Origin of the sequence: Prolixibacter bellariivorans ATCC BAA-1284, assembly GCF_000621705.1 — a bacterium.
GTDB classification, from domain to species: domain Bacteria; phylum Bacteroidota; class Bacteroidia; order Bacteroidales; family Prolixibacteraceae; genus Prolixibacter; species Prolixibacter bellariivorans.
In genome coordinates, this window is record NZ_JHXO01000005.1 from 177,812 (window position 1) to 202,177 (window position 24,366).

Sequence of the window (24,366 nt, forward strand, 5' to 3'; positions counted from 1 at the left end):
AGATACAAAGATGAAAATAGCCATACTACTGGGAGCCGTCCGACCAGGACGTCAGTCCCACAAAGCAGCTTACTATTTGGGTAAATTACTGAAGGAACATGACGTTGAAGCCGATGTAATTGATTTGCTGAAAACGCCGCTTCCTGTTTTTGGCAGTCACGATGATAATCCGGTGGCCGGAAAGGTCGTTGAAAATATCCGCCTGCGGCTGGAAGAAGCCGATGCCCTTATTTTTGTAACCCCCGAGTACCAGGGAAGTTTTTCGGGAGCGCTGAAGAATGCACTGGATTACTATTGGGCAGAGTTCAAACGAAAACCCATCGGAGTGGTGTCTGCTTCGACAGGTAAAATGGGAGGAATAAACGCTTCGACCCAACTGCAGCACGTTATCCTGAGCCTGGGAGCTTTCCCTCTTCCGGGTAAATTACTGATTGCCGGAATCCATGAAGCATTCGATGATCATTACGAGCCACAGAATGATTTGATTGTTGAACAGGTCAATCAATTTGTATCGGACTTTCTTTGGTTTGCCGAAGCGCTGCATGAAAAGAAGGCGGCAGAGGAAGTAGCTGTTGAATACAGCAGAAACTGATAAGGAAACCCCGCGTATGCATCATTAAAAGAAATATAATATGGATGGTACAGGGCTTCTTTTCAAAGCCAATAAAGAAATCATTTCAAGGGTCTTCTACCTTCTAAAATCCGGACATTGTCCGGATTTCTTCTTATAAAAACTACCCCTGACTCCATTCTCTGGAATCAGGGGTAGTTATTTATGCTTTCTGAACCGATTCAGAAAGGGTTACTTCAGCAAACCACGTTTTTTTAACATCGGAGTAATCTCCGGAGCGCGTCCGCGGAAGTCTTTGTACATTTTGTTGTAATCTTCGGTGTTACCACGCGACAGGATCATGTCGCGGAACCGCTGACCATTGGCGCGGGTTAAACCGCCGTTCTCTTCAAACCATGCATAGGCATCGTCGTCCAGCATTTCGGTCCACAGGTAAGCGTAGTAACCGGCTGCATAACCATTTCCCCAGATATGGAGGAAATACGATGAGCGGTAACGCGGCGGAACCTGTTCCAGATTCAGATGTGTTTTCTGCAGGGCATTGGCCTCAAACTGGTCTACATTCTTGATGGAATCGCCGGCCGGAATGGTGTGCCATTGCATATCCAGTTCGGCAGCAGCCAGCAATTCAGTCAAAGCATAACCCTGGTTGAACGTTGCCGATTTCTTGATTTTGTCAACCAATTCTTTCGGCATCGGTTTGCCGGTTTTGTAATTAACGGCGTAGTGCTTGAATACTTTCGGATACATTGCCCAGTGCTCGTTGAACTGCGATGGGAATTCCACAAAGTCGCGGGCAACATTTGTTCCCGAAAGACTTGGATACTCCTCGTTGGCAAAGAAGCCGTGCAGTGCGTGACCAAATTCGTGGAACATGGTGGTTACATCGTCGAAGCTAAGCAGAGCCGGTTGTCCGGGAGCGGGTTTGGTGAAGTTACATACGTTGTAAATCACCGGTTTGGTGTTCAGTAATTTCGACTGGCCGATGATGTTATCCATCCAGGCGCCGCCTGATTTGTTATCGCGTTTGAAGTAATCGCAGTAGAACAAACCGATGGTGGTGCTGTCCTTGTCTATCACGTCGAATACACGCACATCCTTCTGGTAAACCGGAATGTCGTGACGCTCTTTGAAGGTCAGTCCGTACAGTTCGTGTGCGGCGTAGAATACTCCGTTTTCCAGTACGTTGTTCAGCTCGAAATAAGGTTTAATCTGACTTTCGTCGAGGTCATATTTGGCTTTGCGCACTTTTTCGGCGTAGAAGTTCCAGTCCCATGGTTGCAGCTTGAAACCGCCTTTTTCCTTATCGATGACTTTCTGAATTTCGGCGGCTTCGCCTTTGGCTTTCGCGGTAGCGGCCGGAACAAGTTTGTTCAGGAAGTTCTCAACAGCTTCGGGCGTTTTAGCCATCTGATCCTGAAGCTTCCAGGCAGCATAATTCTTGAAGCCTAACAATTTTGCCTGCTCTGCACGAATTTCCGCTAAGCGGGAAATGATGGCTCGGGTATCGTTCTTGTCGCCTTTTTCGGCGCGGGTCCACGAGTGTTCAAAGAGTTCGTGACGAACGGCGCGGTTGGTGAGCGATTGCAATGCCGGCTGCTGTGTGGTATTCTGCAGCGGAATCAGGTATTTGCCGTCCATATTATTGGCTTTGGCATCCTGTGCTGCGGCCTGTATTGCATTGTCCGAAAGTCCGGCCAGCTTTGCCTTATTATCCACGACCATGGCTCCGTCTTTGGCTGCAGCCATCAGGCGGTTGGTGAATTGAGCGCTGAGCGTGGCTTCTTCTTCGTTTAATTTTTTGAGTTTTGTCTTATCGGCTTCCGAAAGATTCGCTCCAGCCAGTTCGAATTGCTGGTAGTAATATTCAACCAGTCGTTTCGATTCCGGGTCGAGGTTCATACTGTTACGCAGGTTGTATAACCGTTTCACGCGGTAGAACAACTCTTTGTTGAGGTAAATGGCATCCTCGTGTGCGGCCAGCTTCGGCGCCTCTTCTTCTCCTATCTTTTGGAGGGTAGGATTGGTGTTGGCACCAGCCAGTAAGTTGAATACGCCGTATACGCGTTTCAGTGTCTGACCACTTTTCTCCAAGGCTACCAGCGTATTTTGGAAGGTAGGGCCTTCCGGATTGTTGGCGATCTTAATGACTTCGGATAATTGTTCTTTCATTCCGGCTTCCATGGCAGGCTGAAAATCGCTGTCTTTGATTTTGGTGAAGTCCGGAGCGCCAAAAGGCAGGGTGCTGGGTTTCATAAAGGGGTTGTTGCTCAAATCGGTGGTTTTTTTTTCGGCAGATTTGCCGCTGTTGCCATTGCTGCAGGAGGTTATCACAACCGCCAGCGCAATAAGCAGAAAAGAAAAATGTCGTTTCATTCTGTCTGTTTTAAAAATTTGAATGAATAAATGCGTGTATATTGGCTCTAATCTAACTGGGTGTATTAGACAGAGTCGTTCTAAATAACCAACGAAAGTAAAAAAATATGTTGGGAAAATTTGTGACGAATGATTTGATGATGTTATGCTTAATGGCTTTCAAAGACCAATGCGTGTATTTTGATGTTGGCTAAGATGCTTACTTACTGTTTGATACAGGGTGATTAAAGGCTTCGGATTATTTTGTCAAAATCAGGATGGTGATGACATGTTGTTGTTTTTTTAATTTTGCAGAATGAGGAAGCTACTCTTGTTGCTTATTCTTTCCGCAGGAAGCTGGCAGATGACCATGGCCGGTGAGATTGATTCGTTGTTGCATCAATTGGATGTAACCATGAAGCAGCGAAAGCAATACGAGCAGGTGAAACTGAAAAAGATAAAGAACATCAAAAGCTTACTCAATGAACCGGGATTGCGTTCGTCTCAACGGTATTATATCAATAACCGTATACTCGACGAATACATTCCTTTCAATTTCGATTCGGCCCTTCATTATATCGACCTCAATTTTCAGCTGGCACGCGACCTGAGCAACAAGACGATGCTGAATGAAACGCGTATTAACCTTTCGGGAATTCTTGCTTCATCGGGGAGGTACAAAGAGGCGCTGGATATTTTGCACGAAGTTGACCGTAACCATCTCCCCGAAAAATTGCTTCCTGATTACTATCGCGATTTCATGCACGTTTATTCTGATCTAAACGTTTACAATCAGGTTAGGGAAAATGCAGGGAAATACTACAAACTGTATAAAGCCTATCGCGATTCGGTTATGAAACTGCTCGACCCCAATTCGGAAGCTTACCTGGCTATCAGGGAAAAACAGTACCGCGATGCCGGCGAATATGATTCGTGCCGTTGGGTGAACAGCAAGCGGTTGGCAATGACCCAAATGGGTACCCGGGAGTATTCGATGATTACGTTCGACCGCTCCTTGTCCTATCAGCTGCAAAACAATACGGAACAACGCGAAAAATACCTGATTCTATCGGCGATGTCCGACATCCGGGCGGCTGTGAAAGATAACGCTTCGATGGCAGCTCTGTCGACGATTCTCTACCATCAAAACAAGATTGACCGGGCCTACGAATACATCAAGTTCTCGTTTGAAGATGCGGCTTATTTTAATTCGCGACTTCGGTACATGCAGATATCGAACATCCTGCCCGTTGTGACAGCAGCTTATCAGAAGAAAAGCGACAAGCAGAAGGCACATTTACGCATCCTGCTTATTATTATTAGTCTGTTGTCGATCGTGTTGTTGCTCTCCATATTGTTTATTTACAGTCAGGTGAAGAAACTGGCCCGGGCCCGGAAGGATTTGCAGACCGTCAATCTGAAACTCCGGGATTTGAACGGTCATCTTTCCGAAGCCAATACGCAATTGAACGAACTTAATAGCCAGTTGTCAGAGTCGAATCACGTGAAGGAGCAATACATAGGAAACTTCTTCAGCATTTGCTCCGATTACATTGATAAGCTGGATGGTTTCCGCCGGAACGTGAATAAGCAGATTGCCGATCGGGAAGTGGCTGAGTTGTTCGAGAAAACCAAGTCCAAAAGGCTAATCGATGATGAAATCAGGGAGTTTTACGATAACTTCGATCATACCTTCCTGCAGATCTATCCCGATTTTGTGGAGGATTTCAATGCTCTGCTAAATGAAGATGAGCAAATTGTTCTCAGAAAAGGGGAGTTGTTGAATACCGAATTGCGCATTTTTGCCCTTATCCGACTGGGAATAACCGACAGTGCCAACATTGCCAAACTTTTGCGCTATTCGGTAAATACCATTTACAATTACCGGGTGAAAGTGAAAAACAGGGCCGTCGTTCCCCGCGACGGCTTTGAAGATTACGTGATGAAAATTGGAGAATTCTCACGCGAATCATAAACTAAAATTTTAGCCATTTTTATCTTCGGAGTGATAAAAGTGTACTCATATCCGGTTTAAACCGTCCACTTTTTTTAAATCTATCGAAAAATACAAACATCAGAAAATGAGACTTTAAGTGTTTTTGGTGTTCCACTGTTATCTATATTTTCTCTACCGCCATTCGTAATTCTTTCCCAATCTCATTCTATTTACCATCGCTATAAAACCTGAAAAATCGGTCGGACTTTCCTGAATTCTGTCCGGCGACCAATTTGGCACAATTGCTAACTAAAATTTCAATCGCTATGAAGAAGACGTTTAACACTTCTGTGTGTGAAACCATCCTGTTTTGCCCTTTTGTTTTGGAGTATACCTTGACTCCGACGCCTGCAAAAGGTGACAAATTCACAAAAAATATGAGTGCAGTTATTCCGGTCTGATACTGAGTCCGGTGATTACTATGAGATTGGCATCGATATGTCCGGCTGCTGTTTGAAAACAGTTCTTCGGTAAATAACTACTGTGGTCTAATATGCAGATAGACAGCTTGATGTTGCAATGGAAGGTAAACAAATAATCCTATGAAAAAAGAAAAAACAATGACGTTCTTGAAATTTCGTCTCTGGCATAAATCGGTTTTATGCCTTCTGGCAGGATTGCTCCTGTCGGTAAGTTCGTATGCTCAGCAGCGAACGATTACAGGAACTGTGACGGACAAATCCGGGGAGCCAATTCCTTCGGTAACCGTTATGGTGAAAGGAACTGCAACCGGTACCATTACCGATTTCGACGGTAAGTATAGCCTATCGGGAGATATTCCTGCCGATGGCGTGCTGACCTTCAGCTTTATCGGGATGAAGACACAGGATGTGAACATTGGTGGCCGCTCAACCATCGATGTCACTTTACAGGAAAGTGTAACGGGCCTCGATGAAGTGGTTGTGGTTGGTTATGGTACCCAGCAGAAAAAAGATGTAACCGGTTCGGTTGCCATGGTCGATGCCGACCAGATGAACTCGCGTCCCAATACGCAAATGGGAGCGCTTATCGAGGGTAAAGCAGCCGGGGTACAGGTACTTTCCAGTTCGGGCAAACCGTCGCAGGGATTTAGTATTCGCATTCGCGGAACGAACTCCATTACCGCCGGTAGCGAGCCGCTCTACGTGGTTGACGGTGTGCCCACAACGGATACCCGTTCTATCAACCCGGCCGATATTCAGAGTATTTCCATTCTGAAAGATGCTTCTTCGGCGGCTATTTATGGTGCCCAGGGAGCAAACGGTGTTGTATTGATTACGACGTATAAGGGAACTTCCGATCGCCCGACCGTGAAACTGGATGTGTACAATGGTTTCTCACAGGTTTGGAGAACTTTGCCAGTGCTGAATGGTGAGCAGTATCGCGACCTGATGACCGAAATGGGAAAAAACACCGATTGGTCGCTCTACAATCACAATACCGACTGGCAGAAAGAGATTTTCCAGAACGGACGCTCGCAGAATTATCAGTTATCTGTTTCCGGGAAAAGCAACAAGACTTCCTACTACATGTCAGGTGGTTGGGTAGAACAGGTTGGCGCTGTGCGTAGTGCACAGATGAATCGGTATAACTTCAAAATCAACCTCGACCAGGAAGTAAATAAGTGGCTGACCGTGGGAACACGCATGGCTTACTCGGTTTATTCGGATGTGGACGTGAATGACAACCAGGGTGTCGACAAAGGTGGAGTTCTGCTCGGTGCATTGACAACTCCTCCCGTTATTGGCATTTATAATCCGGATGGGACGTTTACCAGCAATCCGTTCCAGAACTGGGAAAACCCGATTGCCAGTACCGATGGTTCAAACCGCAAATACAAAAGTCAGCGTGTGCTGGGTAATGTGTATGCTAAAATCGATTTCCTCAAAGGTTTCAGCTTTAAAGCGAATCTGGGTATCGATGATCGGAATGACATTTACGATTATTTCCTCGATCCGTTCCTGACCAGCTACGGTCGTGCTTTGAACGGACAGGGAATTAACAATACCAATAAAACCAGCTACTACATCTGGGATAACACCTTGACCTTCAATAAAACGTTGGGTTCACACAAAATCGAAGCGTTAGCCGGTAGTGTTATACAGGAATTTTACTGGGAAAACGCCCATATTGAAACCCGCAATTTCTCCGGTAACGGTGTGCAGACCACTAATGGTGGTTCGGAAATGATTGCGGCTTCTTCCGATAAGGCTAAAAAACGGAATACCTCTTTCCTCGGACGTGTTAACTACAGCTTCAAAGACAAATACCTGCTGACCGTTAACTTCCGTGCCGATGCTTCGAGCGTTTTCGGTCCGGATAACCGTTGGGGATATTTCCCGTCATCATCCATCGGATGGCGTATCTCGCAGGAACCGTTCATGCAGGACCTGAGTTTCCTCGACGACCTGAAGTTGCGTGCCGGTTGGGGTGTCGTCGGTAACGATCAGATCACCAACTACGCCTGGTTCGGGCGTGTGGGTAGTGGAGCCAACTATCCGATTGGCGGTTCGACAATGCCAGGAACGTATCCTTCTTCGGTAGAAAACCGCAACCTGAAATGGGAGCAATCGGAACAAACCAACGTTGGTCTTGACTTTATGGCTTTCCGCGGACGTATCCAGTTTTCAGCTGATGTATACATCCGGAATACCAGCGACCTGTTGCTGAATGCACCGCTGCCCCGCAGTACCGGTTTCGATTCGGCCATTCAGAACGTAGGAAAACTGCAGAACAAAGGTTTGGAATTCAATCTGACTACGGTGAATGTGAAGAAAGCCATCAATTGGTCAACGAATTTCAACATCTCGTTTAACCGGAATAAAGTAGTTGACCTGGTTGGTCAGGAGATTTTTGCCGGTACCATTACCAACCGTGGTGATGCCAGTCTGGTGAAAGAAGGCTTGCCACTGGGAACGCTGTTTGGTTATGTTTGGGGAGGTGTTGATCCACAAACTGGTAGTGCATATTACATCGCTAAAGACGGAACTAGCACGTTCACTCCTTCAGCTGACGACCGTGTGGTGATTGGTGATGCCAACCCGAAGTTTATTTATGGTATGACCAATGACATTTCATATAAATCGCTGTCTTTATCCATCTTCCTGCAAGGCTCACAAGGCAACGATATGCTGAATGCTTCCCGTATGGAGACTGAAGGAATGACCGGACCGCAGAACCAGTCGACTGCCGTATTGCGCCGCTGGAGACAACCCGGTGACCAGACCGATATTCCCAAAGCCAGCTGGGGTAGCTATGATAATTCACGTATCTCCAGCCGTTTTATCGAAGATGGTTCCTATCTCCGTTTGAAAACGGTGACACTGAGCTACCAGCTTCCGAAAACTTTGACTGAAAAGGTGAAAATGCAGAATGTGAAAGTGTATGCAACCGGAGAGAACCTCTGGACACTCACCAACTATTCCGGATTTGACCCGGAAGTGAATGCCTTCGGTACGCAAAATACGGCAAAAGGCATCGATTACGGTACCTATCCGCAGACCCGGAACATCATCTTTGGTTTAAATATAACTTTCTAAAAAAGATTGAGATATGAATTTGTATTCATTCAAAAAATATATCCTCAGCGCAGCTCTCCTTTTTTCGGCGGCTGCCTGTGACAACTATCTCGATTTGACTCCTATCTCGGAAGAGACGAGCAGCATTGCGTATTCTACCGCTAATCAAATCGAGGCCGCACTGACCGGTGCGTATGAGACTTTTCAGTCGTCTGACTATTATGTGTGGGATCAGATTCTCCTGGAAGATGTTCGCACGGATAATGACTATGCCGGAGGAGACAACCCGGAGATTTTTGCGATTGATCTATTCAATATTACTCCCACGAATAGTCGTGTACTGGGATGGTGGTCGTCTCTCTATAACGGGATTTTGAAGGCCAACACCGTACTTGACCGGATTCAGGACGTTACCGATCCGAAATTGACTGATGAACGCAGACAGCAGATTAAAGGAGAAGCTCTGTTTCTGAGAGCGCTGCACTACTACAACCTGGCAAAAAACTGGGGCGGGGTACCCCTGGTTCTCGAATCGACAACAACGACGGATCCGGGTAAAATACAACTGCCTCGTGCTACCGAAGCAGAAGTGTATGCTCAGATTCTGAAAGATCTGGACGAAGCAGCCAAACTGTTACCGGATACATATGGTCGCGATGCAACGGTGAACAAGGCCCGTGCCACTGCCGGTGCCGCTTATGCGCTTGCCGCGAAAGCCTGTGCTCAGGAGCCTGCGCATAACTATGCCAAAGCGTTGGAATACATTGCCAAAGTGGAAGCCAGCACCGCCAATTACCGTTTGCTGGATAGCTATGCCGATCTGTTTGACGGTAATCATTACAACAATGCCGAATCGATTCTGGAAGTACAATATACCGGCGGAAGTGAAGGAAACTGGGCCCCGCAGATGATGTTGCCTCCGTCGCTGAGTGGTGACACCTGGCGAAAATTTGTTGTACCATCGCATAACCTGATTGATGCTTACGATGCGGAAGGCGATGTGGTGCGGAAAAATGCCAGTGTTATTTTCGAAAAAGTAACCGACTGGGTTGATGAATATTGGGGCAATGCCAAAGGCAGTAGTATTCCGTTTGCCTACAAAATGAAGAACGCCATGGGATGGGCCAGTACCGACCGACTTTATATTCTTCGGTACGGCGACATTGTCTTGCTGAAAGCAGAAGCTTTGAACGAAACCGGTGACTTGACCGATGCAGCTGCTGAGGTAAATAAAATCCGCGCCCGCGTAAACCTGGCACCACTGACTGCCGCGCAAACGGCTACGAAAGATGCCTTGCGTACGGCGATTCTGAACGAACGCCGTCTGGAGCTGGCCCAGGAAGGACAACGTTGGGATGACCTGAAACGTCACAACCTGGTGGTTTCGACCATGAACAACTTGCAGGAAATTGACCTGAGAACCGGTCAACCAACCCAGTACAATGTAACGGAAGCCAAAACACTGCTCCCGATTCCGCAGCAGGAACTGGACCGGAACCCGCAACTGGTTCAGAATCCTTTGTAAATAGGGTGATATAGATATTTATGTGACATGAAAGGACATGGAAAGGTGGTTGCCGGTTGTATTCTCCGGAATAGAGAGCAGCGATTTAAGGGCATTTATGGTGACGCCCGGACCATGTCTCTTTCAAACAACCAATGAAAAAAATGAAAACAAGATATAGTTTATTGCTCACCATCATCGTGCTGTTGTTTGCCGGATGGTCGTGCACCGAAAAAGATAATCTTGCGCCGGAAGGAAACTGGAAGTTAAGTGATCCTGCCATTGTTTCTCCAGCGGCGAATTCATCCATTGTTCTGGATGAAACCAAACCCGATTCTACCATCGTCTTTACCTGGACGGGAGCTTCTTCCACGGCCGGCTTTGGGGTTTACTATTCGGTCGTGATTGATACGGCTGGTTCAACGAGTTTCGATACACCTATTCTTACCGTTAAATCGGGGAATAGCGGTACGGCTCTTTCAGCTTCCATTACCTTTAGTCAGTTGAACGAAGCAATGTCGCTGGCCGGTTATCCGGCGGATGCCGAGTCGAAAGTGACCTGGGCCGTGGTGGCTAGTTGTTTGACGAAAAGTAGTTACTCATCAGGTGATCTGTCCGTGACTCGCTTTAAGCACGAAATTATTCCGACCTCTCTGTATGTTTCAGGAGAAGCTACAGAGACGGGGACTGATTTGTCGAAGGCGATTCCCATGCGTCGCCTGAAGGATGCCAACGGAAACGGTCTGAACCGGTACGAAGCTTATACACATTTGGATAAGGGAAAAGCCTTTAAGTTTTTTAGCGCTACCAGTTTACCGGCTCACCAGTATGGTGGTTCCGACGGAAACCTGGTAAAGTCGGGTACGTCAATTGTTGCTCCTGATTCAGCTGTTTATCGTATTTCAGTTGATCTGGATAATAATACTTATGCACTACAGAAAATTGATAAATGGAGCATTGTTGGTGGTATCATCGACGGCGGCTGGGGAGGCGACGAACCCCTGCAGTACCAGGGAGGCGGTGTCTGGAAAGGCAGTATCAACTTGGTTGATAAAGGTGGATTCGTATTCCGCGCTAACGGCGACTGGGGCTATCTGTTGAAACACATTGTCGGTACCGACAATTCGCTCATCATGGAATCAGAAGGAAATGAATTGGGTATCGCCTTCGAAGATGATCAGTCAACATTGTCCGGTCAGTGCATCTTCACCCTCGACTTGTCAGCCGATCCGTACACCTACACCATTGAACGCGATCCGAATGCTGTGGGTCCGGTAACCACACCCGATCATCTTTATTTGCTGGCTGATGGAACAATTATGAAGGAATTGACCAAAGATGGTGATACCTTTACGTCGGGAACTTATCTGGCATTGCAAAGCAGCGTAACGTACACGCTCAACAGTGCATCCGATGGTTCGGGAACCAGTTACGCATTGAGTGGGAATGTGGGAGCTTCTGATAATCCCACTGCCGATAGGGTAGCCGGAACTTCTGATTTGTCAGAAGGCGCTGATGGTATGACGGTTGAGCAAGACCAGGCTTACATGCTGAATATTGATTTCTCTTCAGCGAAAGCGAGCTGGTATTATTACAACCTGAAGTTGTTCCACTGGTCGAATTGGGATACGCGCGATGAGATTGTGATGACTTATGTTCATCCGTATACCTTTACAGTAACAGCAGATTTGAAAGCTAGTTACCTGATGAAGTTTAACTCACCGTGGGATATACAGTTTGGTGCTGATGATCCTTCGGCCCTGAGTGGCACGATGACCAATAATGGTGGAGACAACTTTGACAACCTCACAGCCGATGGTAACTATACGGCAACGATTGTTGTAAGTGATGATTATCAGACAGGAACTTACGAGTTTGTCAAAAACTAAACTGAAATAACACCAGGTGGTTTCGGCCACCTGGTTACTTAACGAATTGAATGATGGTTGGAAAAAGAAAATTAACTGTTGGACTGACTGCTCTGCTGACGTTGAGTATGATGGGATGGAGATGCAATGACAAAAAAGAAGCAACTCCAACACCACCACCTCCACCTTCGGTGCCGGTAGATGTGGCTTTTTATCTGACTAAACCCGATAAATCGGTGCTTTTTACACCGCAGGAAAACAGTGTATCCGAGGCGACGAATAGTAATTTGCCGCTGATTGAAATAGATCCCGCAACAACATTTCAGACAATGGATGGTTTTGGCTTCGCCCTGACTGGTGGAAGCGCCATGCACCTCCATAACATGTCAGCAGCGAAGCGACACGCCTTGCTGATGGAGTTGTTCGATGACAACGACAACAACATCGGTATCAGCTACCTTCGTGTCAGCATCGGAGCTTCCGATTTGGATGCTTCCGTATTTTCATACGATGATTTACCTTCCGGGGAAACCGATGTCAACATGGACCACTTTTCGTTGGCTCCCGACCGGCAATACCTGATTCCGGTTCTGAAGGAAATTCTGACGATTGATCCGAATATCAAAATCCTGGGTTCCCCCTGGTCGGCACCACTGTGGATGAAGACCGATAACAATTCCGTCGGCGGAAGCCTGAAACCTGAATATTACGATGCGTATGCGAAATATTTTGTAAAGTATATCCAGGGAATGGCCCAGGAAGGCATTACCATTGATGCGATTACCATTCAGAATGAGCCGCTGCACGACGGAAACAATCCGAGCATGTACATGCCGGCCTCGGAGCAGGCGGCGTTTATCAAAACCAGTCTCGGGCCTGCATTTAAAGCGGCCGATATCAACACGAAAATTATTGTATACGATCATAACTGCGACCGCACCGATTATCCGGCTGAGATATATAAAGATGCTGATGCCTTGCAATATGTCGATGGAGCGGCTTTTCACCTTTACGCCGGCTCTATCAACAGCCTGGCGGCTTTGCATAACAGCTATCCTGATAAGAGTCTGTACTTCACCGAACAATGGATTGGTGCTCCGGGCGACTTCCCGAACGATTTGAAATGGCACACCCGCGAATTGATTATTGGCGCCAGCCGGAACTGGTGCAAAACCGTTCTGGAATGGAACCTGGCAGCAGATTCGAGTCTTCAGCCACACACCGATGGAGGTTGTTCCCAATGTCTGGGAGCATTAACCATCGACGGCGATAATGTTAAACGGAATCCGGCGTATTATATCATCGCTCATGCTTCCAAGTTTGTTCGTCCAGGCTCTAAGCGCATCTCAAGCAATCAACCTAACAATTTGCCAAATGTGGCTTTTAAAACACCCGACGGTTCAACCGTGCTGATTGTTCTGAACGATGCTTTGGTTACACAGGCATTCAATATGAAACTCGGCGACGAAACAGTTAGCAGCACACTTGCGGGAGGTGCCGTAGGTACGTATATTTGGTAGTCCCAATATAAATATAATCCGATGAAGTATTCCCTATTATTAGTTAGCGCCTTTCTGGCCTGGTCATGTGCTCAGCCGGTGCAGGAAAAGAAAGAGACTGCCGCTCCCGGTTTTTCAACCAGCGGAAAGAAGATTGAGGTATTTACCACGGCGAAAGATACCAACTTACGTCTGGCTCATACCGGTGAGTTAGCGTTTCAGAAAGCCGTTCAGCCCAAAGAAACGGAGATTTCCATCTTCGTTAATCCGAAGAAATCTTTCCAGTCATTCCTGGGAATTGGTGGTGCCATTACCGATGCATCAGCAGAAGTATTTGCTAAGCTTCCTGCTGATAAGCAAAAAGAGTTCTTAGCCGCTTATTACGGAAAGAGTGGCATCGATTATTCGTTGATGCGGACGAACATTGGTAGTTGCGACTTCAGTAGCGAAAGTTACACTTATGTGGAAGATGGGGATAAAGACCTGAAAACATTCTCGGTTGCTCACGATATGAAGTATCGTATTCCGATGATTAAAAGAGCGATTGCCGAGGCTGGCGGTCATATGGTTTTGTTTGCCAGTCCGTGGAGTCCGCCGGCTTTCATGAAAAGTAACAAGAGTTTGCTGCATGGCGGTAAATTACTTCCGGAATATGATCAGGCGTGGGCGAATTACTACGTGAAATTTATTCAGGCATACCAGAAACAAGGAATTCCGATTTGGGGAATCACCATTCAAAATGAGCCGATGGCTGTGCAGACATGGGAATCATGCGTGTATACTGCGGATGAAGAGCGGGATTTTCTAAAAAATTTCCTCGGCCCTACTATGGAAAAGGCAGGTTTGGGCGATAAAAAAATCATTGTTTGGGACCACAACCGCGATTTGATGGTCGACCGTGCCAATACCATTTTCGGTGATCCGGATGCAGCCAAATATGCCTGGGGAATGGGGATGCACTGGTACGAAACCTGGACAGGTGCAAAACCCAAATGGGACAATGAGCAAGTGGTGAAAGAATCCTATCCGGATAAAAATTTGCTCTTCACCGAAGGGTGTAACGAAGCATTTACTCCCGAAGGGTACCAACGCTGGTCGAATGCCGAACGCTATGGTAGCAATATGATTCACGATTTCAATAACGGAACGGTAGGCTGGACCGACTGGAACATTCTCCTCGATCAGAATGGTGGTCCGAACCATGTGGGCAACTTCTGCTTTGCTCCGGTTCATGCCGATACCCGCACCGGTGAACTGATTTTTACACCGGCCTATTATTACATCGGCCATTTCTCCAAATTCATTCATCCGGGGGCGAAGCGAATCAGTACAGCTTCCAGTCGGAGTACCTTGCTCAGTACTTCATTCCTGAACAAAGACGGAAAGATGGCTACCGTCGTGATGAATGGTTCTGACAGTCCGGTTACCTACAACCTGATTGTAGGAGAAGCCGAAACCCAACTTGAAATTCCGGCACGCGCCATTCAAACACTGGTATATTAGAAGAATTTAAACGTATAGGATTTCAAAGGTTTGCAAGTCAGCTGACGACGGATATGGACGTATCTGTTGTCAGCTTTTTTATTTTCCGGAAGGGTAATATTGCCTGAAATGTAAAATTTAAAGGAAGAAACTGATTTAGTGTAGATTATTTTCGAATCGATGTAGGGTAAAGTTCGTCTCATGCGGTACAGTGAAAAAATGTGGTATTTGTTGAGAATAACTCACTGTTAAATAGTTGTTTGCCGACAAATATACTGAGACTTTACAAATGCTGCATTTTTTGAATTATTTGTAGTCTAACTAAAATCAGTTGTGATGAAAAAGACAAGTTTCTTTATTGCATTCCTTGCAATAGCAGCATTAATTATCGTAACCTCCTGTAGCGAAAACCCCTCCGTATCTGCCGATGAAGTTCAGACTTCTGAAGTAAAAGCACTCTCTTTAATAATTGACGATGATGGTAATTTGGCCGGTGACCTGACAGATGAGGAAGTCGCCAGTTTGCAGTTTATGATTGAAGAAGAAAAACTCGCCCGGGATGTGTATCTGGAGATGAACGATCTTTATGGACTTAAAGTATTTGCCAATATCTCAAATAGTGAACAGCGGCACATGGATGCTGTCCTGTTTCTAATTGATGGTTACAACATTGTAAATCCGGCTTCCGATGAGCGTGGTGTTTTTGTTAATGAAACATTAGCCCAACTATATGCCAATTTGATTGAAGATGGAAAACAGAGTTTGGAAGACGCTCTGAAAGTCGGTGCATTTATCGAGGAGTCGGATATTGTCGATCTGAATAACTGGCTGACGAAAGTTGAGAATGCCAATGTAGAGTTGGTTTATGCCAGTCTGCTGAAAGGGTCGACAAATCATCTACGTGCTTTTGTCCGTAACCTGGCTTCATTGGGAATTACTTACGAGCCACAGGTTCTGGATGCCGATGCTTATAATGCAATTATTGGACAATAATATTTTAACGCTCGTTCGAATTCCGATTGTTATTACTTTGAGCATTTCGTTATCATACTAAGAGTTAGTAGCTTTTTTCATAGGTTTGGGAATTAATAGCTGGCTATTTACGATACTTTATATCATATCAGTAGTCAGCTATTTTTGCTCAATCAGCTCGGAGTATGAGTTTTTATGTTTTGATTTCTATATGTTTTGCAATATAATTTGAACAGTTTAGCACTTTAATTATTAAATTCAGGAGAAACCTAACCTTCTCCTGTCGTCTAACTGACCAATACTGAAATTCCGATATGCGATATGGAGAGGTGGAATTGTATTTAACCTAACTCACGTCCCATGTCGAAGCGAAGAAAAAAACGACCATCGGCACAGCAACGAAAACAAGAGCAAGCCGAACAGCGCAAAAAGTTTTACCGGAAAATCAGGCTTTTTTTTACCCTTATTGAAAAGGAACATTTATTCGGACAGATTTCCGAACGTGAATTGCAATATCTCTGGAAGTTGAGAATGCGCGCACCAAAAGTAAAACCGGAAGACGGTTGTTCTCTATCTGCAAAGCATGTGAAAATGATGACAGAGGCTTTGTATTATTACCTGAATGATTATCAAGTGGATATTCCGGTTGCTGGTAATCAAATCAATGCGTATGAGTATTTGACTACAGGTTTGACTGTTTATTCTTTTATCCTGCGGGAACCAAATCAGAATTTTCCGAAAGGTGATGAGTTTTATGAGGAAATGCGCCCAATTGTAGAAAATCTGTTTGGTGACGAACTGGAGCTGATGATCAAACAACTAGAAACAGTTCTGGGAATGATTTATGATGGAATTGATATCGATCATTACCCGGTTCAGTTCGAGTGGGGAGGAGGGCAAGGTGCCCACCAGGGAGTGTTTGCTGCATTTATCGTTAGTAAAGTGATAAATCCAATCATTCATATTAAAACCAACGGTTCACGGCGCCCGGCTTACCAGGTAGGCTTTGCTCTCGAACATTTTGTGCCGCTGCAACTTAAAGCTGAAGTACTACATCTCGAAAAATCGGAATATCCCGAACTATTAAATGTTTATATACAAAGTCATGCACTTCGCCGATTGGGTGAGCGGGTGGATTTGTTAGCTCCGGGAGAGCTTCGCTGGTGTATGTATGATTCTCTCGCAGAGCCAACGGTTATTCCGTATCGCCACCATTCCTATTTAATTGAGTATCGTGTGCTGGGATATAAAATCGGTTATCTGGTTGCCGACTTGATGAAAAGGAAGATAATTATTCGGACTTTTCTTCTGGTTACGCAGTGCGGTACACCGGAAGAACAAAAATTGTGTTCGAATACCGGTTTGTCCAAAGAAGACATTACCTATCTGAATTTATGCAAGTTGAGTTCATTTGCCGATTCGGATATTTATGAAAATCAAACATTAAGAGTAATGTTTGAAGAGGCGGGGTGCGGTCCTGTCCTCGAATTTGCGAAAGACAAAACTAAAAAGCCAGCAAAAAAAATTCCCCGGGCTGAACAGATTTTGAATTACCTGAAAGCAGAACCGCCAATGCTGGAATTTGAGCTAAAAAAACATTATGCCCTCCGTAAGGATGGAAAGGCATACGTTGCTATTCTGTAGGTGTTCGCGGTGTGAACTGGTTCAAATCATAAATGCCCAACTGTTTTTCCTGTGCTGCCACATTTTCCACCACATTTTCAAAGCCGTTCTGGCCAAACAGTTCATGTTTTTTTTCAAAATCTTCGCCTAGCGCATAGAATTCATTTTTGGAAATGATCTTCCGCAGTGCGGGGAAAAGCACCGTATCTTCTCTTGCTTCGTGTGGGCGGTACATGGTAGTGAACGACTGTAATAACTGGATCATCTGTCTTAGTACGGATTTTTGGAAGGGTTCTTCTGTGGTTGACTCAATTTTTTCCTGGATAGTAACAACATATTTACATAGTGCGTGGTCAAATTGCTGTGTGTGAGTTATTTAATAGGTGATTTGTTGTCGGTGGTATACAAGTCACACCAAAATATGTTTAAGCAAATTGTAAATGGAGAGTTAGATTACCAGAATGTGAAGAAATATATCCTTCGTAAATTTTTTGGAAAAATGTTTGGATGGCATTTTTATTATTTGTTCATTTAACTACTGAAAAACGAATTCGGTCGAAAAATATGTCAGTGTCAAAAGATGAAATCGTAAAAGCTGAAATTCTGGAACAAGCGCAAAAGTTGTTTCAGCAGTTTGGACTGAAAAAGACAACCATGGATGAGATTGCTCTTGCCTGTGGTAAAGCCAAGAGTACACTATATCACTATTTTAAAAGTAAAGAGGAGGTTTTTGATGCAGTCATTCATATGGAAGTGATTAATCTCAGACAGCATGTGAAAGATAAGGTGGAAGAGCACAAGAAAATGCTGGACAAACTCCAAGCTTATGTGATTGAGTTCAATTTAGGAATTATTCAAAAGACTAATCTTTATCATATTGTAAAACAGGATAGTATGTTTGAAGCCAGAGCGAAAAAGCATTTCTTTCAGATGCTTGATTTTGAAAAATCGTACATTATGCGAATTTTGGAAGATGGTTATGATTCAGGAGAATACCGTGGTGTTGAACGGGAGGATATTCCCTGGATTGCTGAACTGTTTCTGGCAGCATTTTATGGCGTGGTACAATATTCAGTTGAGCGGGATGGGACATTTGATGAAGAGAAATTAACCAAAGCAGCTCTGCTTTTTGTCCCTAAGCTTTTCAGCTAATTTTTTTATTATGAAATCGACCAAAATACCAAATGAGTAGTATCGTTTTTGCGATGTATCTGCGGATATCAAGCAATAATTTGTCAAATTATTCTTTAATGATGAGGGCATGATTTTTTTTGACCAGAAACCGACTAAAAAACCAAAATAGTATTGAGGTTTAATTAAATTATGATAGCGAAAATGAAACATGTAAGGATAAGCCTGCTCCTGATAACGACTGTATTGGCAGGATGCAACTCCAACGTAAAGAATACCGTAGGAGAAAAAGGTAAGGAAGGCATCAAGGTCGCGATTCAAAAGATTGAAGCGGATGCAGGTAGCCAGGAGGAATCCTATATCGGAACCGTCGAAGAATCCGTTTCCATTCCGCTTAGTTTCCTGATTCCAGGAACAGCTGATCAGGTGAAAGTTGAAGAGGGACAATCTGTAGTAAAAGGTCAGTTACTTGCAGCACTGGATAATGAAAGCTACGAGAATGCGTATCAAATGGCATTGGCCAAAGAACAACAGGCTCAGGATGCTTATGACCGGTTGGAACCGGTTTACCGGAAAGGGAGTCTTCCTGAAGTGAAATTTGTAGAGGTTAAAACCGGTTTGGCCCAGGCGCATGCGGCAGCGCTCCTTGCAAAAGGGAAAGTGACCGACTGCTTACTTTATGCACCAACCAGTGGAGTTATCGGTCGGAAAATGATTGAGCCAGGCATGAACATTATTCCTGGAAATCCTGCATTACAGCTTGTTAAAATCAGTACGGTAAAGGTCAAGGTTCCGGTTCCTGAAAATGAGATTGCCGGCATTTCCAAAAGAATGGATGCCGTTGTAAAGGTGTCGGCACTTGGAGAGCAGCAGTTTAAAGGGCAGGTAACGGAAATTGGTGTCATCTCTAATCCACTTTCGCATACCTATGCGGTGAAAGTGGAACTCGATAATCCTGATAAGGTATTGAAACCGGGTATGATTTGTTCTGTGAACATTAGTAATCCGGTTCTTGGCAGCCGGATTGTTATTCCGCTTTCGGCCGTTCAAACTGATGGGAATGGTAAGCGGTTTGTTTTTATTGCTGATGCAAAGTCGAAGAAAGCCAGAAAAGAATACATCGAAACAGGTGCTTTAGTAACCAATGGAGTGACTATCAATAAAGGTCTTTCCAATGGTGATTTGTTGATCACCGAAGGGTCCCAGAAACTGGAAGATAACTCAATCATTCAAATGATTAAGTGATGAGGAAAACGTTGGGTATTGTTGAGTCTGCCATGCGGCACAGACAGATTGTATTTTTGATTACCACCATGTTATTGGTGTTAGGAGTCTATGCACTTTTTGTGATGCCTCGCCAGGAGTTTCCGTCGTTTACCATCCGGCAGGGATTGGTGATTGGCGTATATCCGGGAGCCAGCTCGGCGGAAGTTGAAGAGCAACTGACTTCGAAAGTTGAGAAGTATTTGTATAGTTTCCAGGAAATTAAAAAGAAGGATACCTATTCCATATCCAAGGATGGCTTGATGATTGTTTACGTCAAGCTGAACGACGACGTTAAGGATAAAGATAAGTTCTGGGCAAAGCTGAATGACGGGTTAAGCAATTTCAAAGCCCAGTTACCGGCAGGTGTGCTGGCTTTGTACACGAATAGTGACTTCGGCGATACTTCTGCCTTGTTGGTAACGATTGAATCGGACCATAAGTCCTATCATGAGTTGCAAAACTATATGGACGAGTTGGAAAACCGATTGCGCAGGCTTCAATCCGTATCCAAATTGCGGAATTACGGGTTGCAGAATGAGCAAATCAGTATTTACCTGAACAAGGAAAAACTGACCAATTATGGAATAACTCCAACAACACTGTTGACGAACTTATTCACGCAAGGTTTTACTACGATCAGCGGAACGGTGGATAATACTGATTATAGTGCCCCTATTCATATAGCGCCAACCTATAACAACGAAAAGGAGATTGGAGAGCAGATTCTTTATGCAGATCCTGCCGGGAATATCATTCGCCTGAAAGATGTTGCCCGCATTGTGAGGGAGTATCCCAAGCCTGATAGCTACATCACCAACAATGGGCATAAATGTTTGCTGATTTCGATGGAGATGCAGTCTGGAAATAATATTGTTCAGTACGGAAAGGATGTGGAAGAGGTACTGAATCAGTTTCAGTCTGAACTACCCGATGGCGTCAATATTGAGCGTGTGGCCAATCAACCGAAGGTGGTTAGCGATTCCATTTCCACCTTCCTGCTCGAAATGCTTTATGCCATCATAGCGGTCATTTTGGTTACGATGGTTCTGTTGCCATTCCGGGTAGCTGCCGTCGCATCGACTTCCATTCCGATTACCGTTTTTATTTCGCTTGGAATCATGTACCTGACCGGCATTGAGCTGAACACGGTGAGTTTGGCAGCTCTGATCGTAGTACTGGGGATGATAGTCGATAACTCCATTGTTATTGTGGATAGTTATATGGAAAAACTCGATCTGGGTATGTCGCGTTGGCATGCATCTGTTAGTAGTGCAAAAGGCTTTTTTAAAGCAATTTTTTCGGCAACACTCGCCATCAGTATCACCTTCTTTCCATTTCTGGCCACGACCAAAGGAATGATCAATGATTTCGTCCATTTTTTCCCATGGACTGTTACCCTTACATTGGGTATTTCCCTGCTCGTTGCCATGTTTTTGATCCCATTCCTTCAGTATGTTTTTATTAAAAACGGATTCGAAAAATCGAAGCGGAAGAAAAAAGAAGGTGGGCATAGCTTTCTTGATATTATACAACAAACCTATGAAAAATGGTTGGGCAGGGCTTTTAGACATCCCAAAGTAACCATTGGATCAGGAGTTGTTGCGATTTTGGTGGGAGGCATCTTGTTCGCTGTTTTGCCACGACAACTAATGCCTATTGCCGAACGTGACCAGTTTCCGGTTGAGATTTATCTGCCACAAGGGAGTTCTCTGGAGCAGACTGCGCAGGTGGCTGATAGTTTGGAGCAGATTTTGAATAAGGATGCCCGGGTAAAATCGATTACGGCATTTATTGGAACTAGCTCACCGCGATTTCACACCACCTATGCCCCTCAGATGCCGGCTAAGAATTATGCCCAGTTCATTGTCAATACACATTCAAATCGCGAGACAGAGGAAATGTTGAATGAATATTCTCAAAAGTATGCCGATTATTTTCCCAATGCCCATATTCGTTTCAAACAGCTGAGCTATCAGGAGGCCGCAAATCCTATTGAAGTGAGAGTTTCCGGGAGTAATCTGAGTGATTTGAAATCGATAGCTGATTCGCTTATCACCAAAATGAGAACAGTTCCGGGAATAATCTGGGTACATACTAATTTTAAAGGAATGCTGCCCGGAACGGAGGTGAGTATCAATGATACGGAGGCCAATCGTTTAGGGATTACCAAAACACTTGTTTCGACGAATCTGGCTATTGATTTTGATGGGTTGCCATTAACCACGCTGTGGGAAGGTGATTATAAGATTCCGGTTAAATTGAAAAGCGAACGCCATTATAAAGCTGCTTCATATGGAGATATTGAAGATGAGTATATCCATTCAATTATACCGGGCATTTCGGTTCCGTTACGGCAGATCGCCAATGTGAAACCGGATTGGACACAGGGACAAATAGTCCGTAGAAACGGCGTTCGGACAATCACCATTCAAGGAGATGTTGTTATGGGAGCTAATACCAATAAGGTTTTCGAGGCGGTGAAAGAAATAGCGGATAATCAGAAGTTACCGGAAGGAAATAGCATCTCATATGGCGGAGCACATGAGGCTGATTCCGAGATGCTACCTCAAGTGATTGGAGCTTTGCTCATCAGTGTTTTTATCATTTTTATGATTCTGGTTTTCCATTTCAAGAAGCCTAGCCTGGCCCTGCTCGTTTTGAGTTCGGCTACATTGAGTATTGTTGGTGCTGCTCTTGGCATGTTAATCATGGGAAAAGATTTTGGTGTTACCTCTATTCTGGGAGTTATCAGCCTGATTGGAATTCTGGTGCGAAATGGTATCATCATGCTTGATTATGCCGAAGAATTGAGGCATAAGCATAAGAAAACGGTTCTCGAAGCGGCTTTTGAAGCCGGCAAACGGAGAATGCGCCCCATCTTCCTCACTTCCGCCGCAGCATCAATGGGCGTTATCCCCATGATTATTAGTAATAGTTCGTTATGGGCACCCATGGGAACCGTTATCTGTTTCGGTACGCTAACCTCAATGGTTTTGCTGGTATTGATTCTTCCGGTAGCCTACTGGTTGATCTTCCGGGGCACCGATAAAATAAGGGAAAAGGTAACTGTCGATGAACTTTCAAACAGAGGAAAGATGAAACCGGTTATATTAACGTTGCTGGCTTTACTGGTGATGAGCCCGGTGGTTCAGGCGCAGGACCGTGAGTACTCCCTGGAGCAATGCAAAACACTGGCTTTACAGAATAATGCTCAGGTCAAAAATAAAATGCTGGATGTTCAATCGGCCGAACAGGAGAAAAAGGCAGCCTTTACCAAATATTTTCCGCAAGTTGAAGCGACGACTATGGCTTTCAAATACAATAAGTCGATTTTTGATATGAGCATCCCGGGAGGAGATCTTCCGGTGTACGATGGAAATCCGGCGAATCTGAGTTCGGCCACACAGTATGCTTACTTTCCGGGGATGAATATTTCCCTGCTGGAGAAAGGTGCAGTGGGATTGGTCACTGCCACGCAACCGGTTTTTGCAGGAGGACGGGTGACTACCGGAAACAAACTAGCCAACCTGGGCATTGAGGTCAACCAACTTCAGCTGAATTCTACCGAAAAGGAAGTCGCTCTCAATACTGAAAAGCAATATTGGCAGATTGAGGCATTGAACGAAAAGATGAAAACGCTGGAACGTTACATGCAGATGGTGGATACGTTGCACAAAGAGGTGACTGATTCATATCAGGCTGGTTTAATTACCCGAAACGATTTGCTAAAGGTGGAATTGAAACAGAATGAATTAAAGATGAACCACCTGAAGCTGGAAAATGGGATTGAACTGGCCAAGATGGCTTTCTGCCAGTACATCGGCATGGACTATCAAACAGGAATTCATTTTGCTGATACCATCCCTCAGGCGAAGGCTCCGGAAGCGTATTATATCAATCATGCAGAAGCATTGACGCAACGGCCGCAATACCAATTGCTGCAAAAAAGTTCGGAAGCCGAGAAGTACAAAACAAAACTGCAACGCGGCGAGTATATGCCTCAGGTGGGAGTGGGAGTTGGTGGTCAGTACCTGGATATCGACAACAATAGCTCCACCACAGGTATGGTTTTCGGAACTGTTAAAATTCCGATTTCCGGGTGGTGGGAAGCCTCGTACAAGTTAAAAGAGCGCCGGCTGAAGGAGGAGCAGAATGTGAACACAGTAAATGATAACACGCAGAAGTTGCTGCTGCAAATGCAACAGGTCCGCGACCAGCTCGACGAAGTTTATCAACAGGTGCAGTTGGCAAAGATATCCGTTCAGCAGGCGGAGGAAAATCTGAAGGAGAACAATGATAATTACAAAGCCGGAATGATACGGGTTTCAGATATGATGGAGGCCCAGGCTCAGGTTCAGCAGTCACACGACCGGTATGTAGATGCCCTCACGCAATATCTGGTTGCGAAAGTTCATTACCTGGAAGTGACAGGACGTTAGCAGGTTTGTTTTTTCTTTGGTAGTTTTAGTCGTTAAGATGAGAGAGGTTACTGTTCTTTTTGATTGAGCAGGTAACCTCTCTCTTTTTTTTGACCTTTTACTAACAGATTTTTTATATATTGATCTTATTTCAAGGTGGTTTTTGCAGACTACAAAAAGAGGC

Annotated in this window: 14 protein-coding genes; 12 read left to right on the forward strand and 2 right to left on the reverse strand. The window is 45.0% G+C overall.

From position 1 onward, the window contains the following. Positions 1-10: 10 nt before the first annotated feature. On the forward strand, positions 11-592 hold the full coding sequence (locus tag T426_RS0103910) for an NADPH-dependent FMN reductase (protein ID WP_025864197.1): 582 nt from the start codon (positions 11-13) through the stop codon (positions 590-592). A gap of 210 nt (positions 593-802) precedes the next feature. Here T426_RS0103910 and dcp read toward each other — a convergent pair whose 3' ends face one another. Continuing rightward, entirely contained in the window at positions 803-2,947 is a 2,145-nt protein-coding gene (dcp, locus tag T426_RS0103915) for a peptidyl-dipeptidase Dcp (RefSeq protein ID WP_027585309.1), read from the reverse strand. 295 nt (positions 2,948-3,242) lie between these two features. On the opposite strand from dcp, the gene T426_RS0103920 reads away from it, so the two are divergent. The 8 genes from T426_RS0103920 (at position 3,243) to T426_RS0103955 (ending at position 17,388) form a co-directional block, all read left to right on the forward strand. Further along, positions 3,243-4,901 (forward strand): DUF6377 domain-containing protein, encoded by a 1,659-nt coding sequence (locus T426_RS0103920; protein ID WP_025864198.1) that lies wholly within the window; start codon positions 3,243-3,245, stop codon positions 4,899-4,901. A 563-nt stretch (positions 4,902-5,464) separates the two neighbouring features. Beyond that, a complete protein-coding gene (locus T426_RS0103925; protein ID WP_082229521.1) occupies positions 5,465-8,440 on the forward strand; it encodes a SusC/RagA family TonB-linked outer membrane protein in 2,976 nt (991 codons plus the stop codon). Positions 8,441-8,453: 13 nt separating this feature from the next. After that, the gene (locus T426_RS0103930) at positions 8,454-9,944 is read left to right on the forward strand and encodes a RagB/SusD family nutrient uptake outer membrane protein (RefSeq protein WP_027585311.1); all 1,491 of its coding nucleotides are present in this window, start codon (positions 8,454-8,456) and stop codon (positions 9,942-9,944) included. A gap of 143 nt (positions 9,945-10,087) precedes the next feature. After that, complete coding sequence (locus T426_RS0103935; RefSeq protein WP_036984433.1) at positions 10,088-11,812, forward strand: SusE domain-containing protein; 1,725 nt, start codon at positions 10,088-10,090, stop codon at positions 11,810-11,812. A 53-nt stretch (positions 11,813-11,865) separates the two neighbouring features. Then, the gene (locus tag T426_RS0103940; protein WP_148303725.1) at positions 11,866-13,311 is read left to right on the forward strand and encodes a glycoside hydrolase family 30 protein; all 1,446 of its coding nucleotides are present in this window, start codon (positions 11,866-11,868) and stop codon (positions 13,309-13,311) included. 21 nt (positions 13,312-13,332) lie between these two features. Beyond that, the gene (locus T426_RS0103945; RefSeq protein ID WP_025864201.1) at positions 13,333-14,793 is read left to right on the forward strand and encodes a glycoside hydrolase family 30 protein; all 1,461 of its coding nucleotides are present in this window, start codon (positions 13,333-13,335) and stop codon (positions 14,791-14,793) included. A 315-nt stretch (positions 14,794-15,108) separates the two neighbouring features. Next, positions 15,109-15,765, forward strand: a complete 657-nt coding sequence (locus T426_RS22660; RefSeq protein WP_025864202.1) for a DUF2202 domain-containing protein — start codon at positions 15,109-15,111, stop codon at positions 15,763-15,765. A 339-nt stretch (positions 15,766-16,104) separates the two neighbouring features. Continuing rightward, on the forward strand, positions 16,105-17,388 hold the full coding sequence (locus T426_RS0103955) for a hypothetical protein (RefSeq protein ID WP_027585312.1): 1,284 nt from the start codon (positions 16,105-16,107) through the stop codon (positions 17,386-17,388). Here the strand turns inward: T426_RS0103955 and T426_RS0103960 are convergent. Then, entirely contained in the window at positions 17,378-17,743 is a 366-nt protein-coding gene (locus tag T426_RS0103960; protein ID WP_308788848.1) for a hemerythrin domain-containing protein, read from the reverse strand. The genes T426_RS0103955 and T426_RS0103960 overlap by 11 nt on opposite strands. Positions 17,744-17,937: 194 nt before the next feature. Between T426_RS0103960 and T426_RS24920 the strand changes: the two genes are divergently transcribed. The 3 genes from T426_RS24920 to T426_RS22670 all read left to right on the forward strand — a co-directional run bounded on the left by T426_RS24920 (position 17,938) and on the right by T426_RS22670 (position 24,203). Then, entirely contained in the window at positions 17,938-18,519 is a 582-nt protein-coding gene (locus T426_RS24920) for a TetR/AcrR family transcriptional regulator (protein WP_169737670.1), read from the forward strand. A gap of 183 nt (positions 18,520-18,702) precedes the next feature. Next, entirely contained in the window at positions 18,703-19,743 is a 1,041-nt protein-coding gene (locus T426_RS0103975) for an efflux RND transporter periplasmic adaptor subunit (RefSeq protein WP_159103312.1), read from the forward strand. Then, positions 19,743-24,203, forward strand: a complete 4,461-nt coding sequence (locus T426_RS22670; RefSeq protein WP_025864206.1) for an efflux RND transporter permease subunit — start codon at positions 19,743-19,745, stop codon at positions 24,201-24,203. The genes T426_RS0103975 and T426_RS22670 overlap by 1 nt, the downstream gene beginning before the upstream one ends. Positions 24,204-24,366 lie beyond the last annotated feature (163 nt).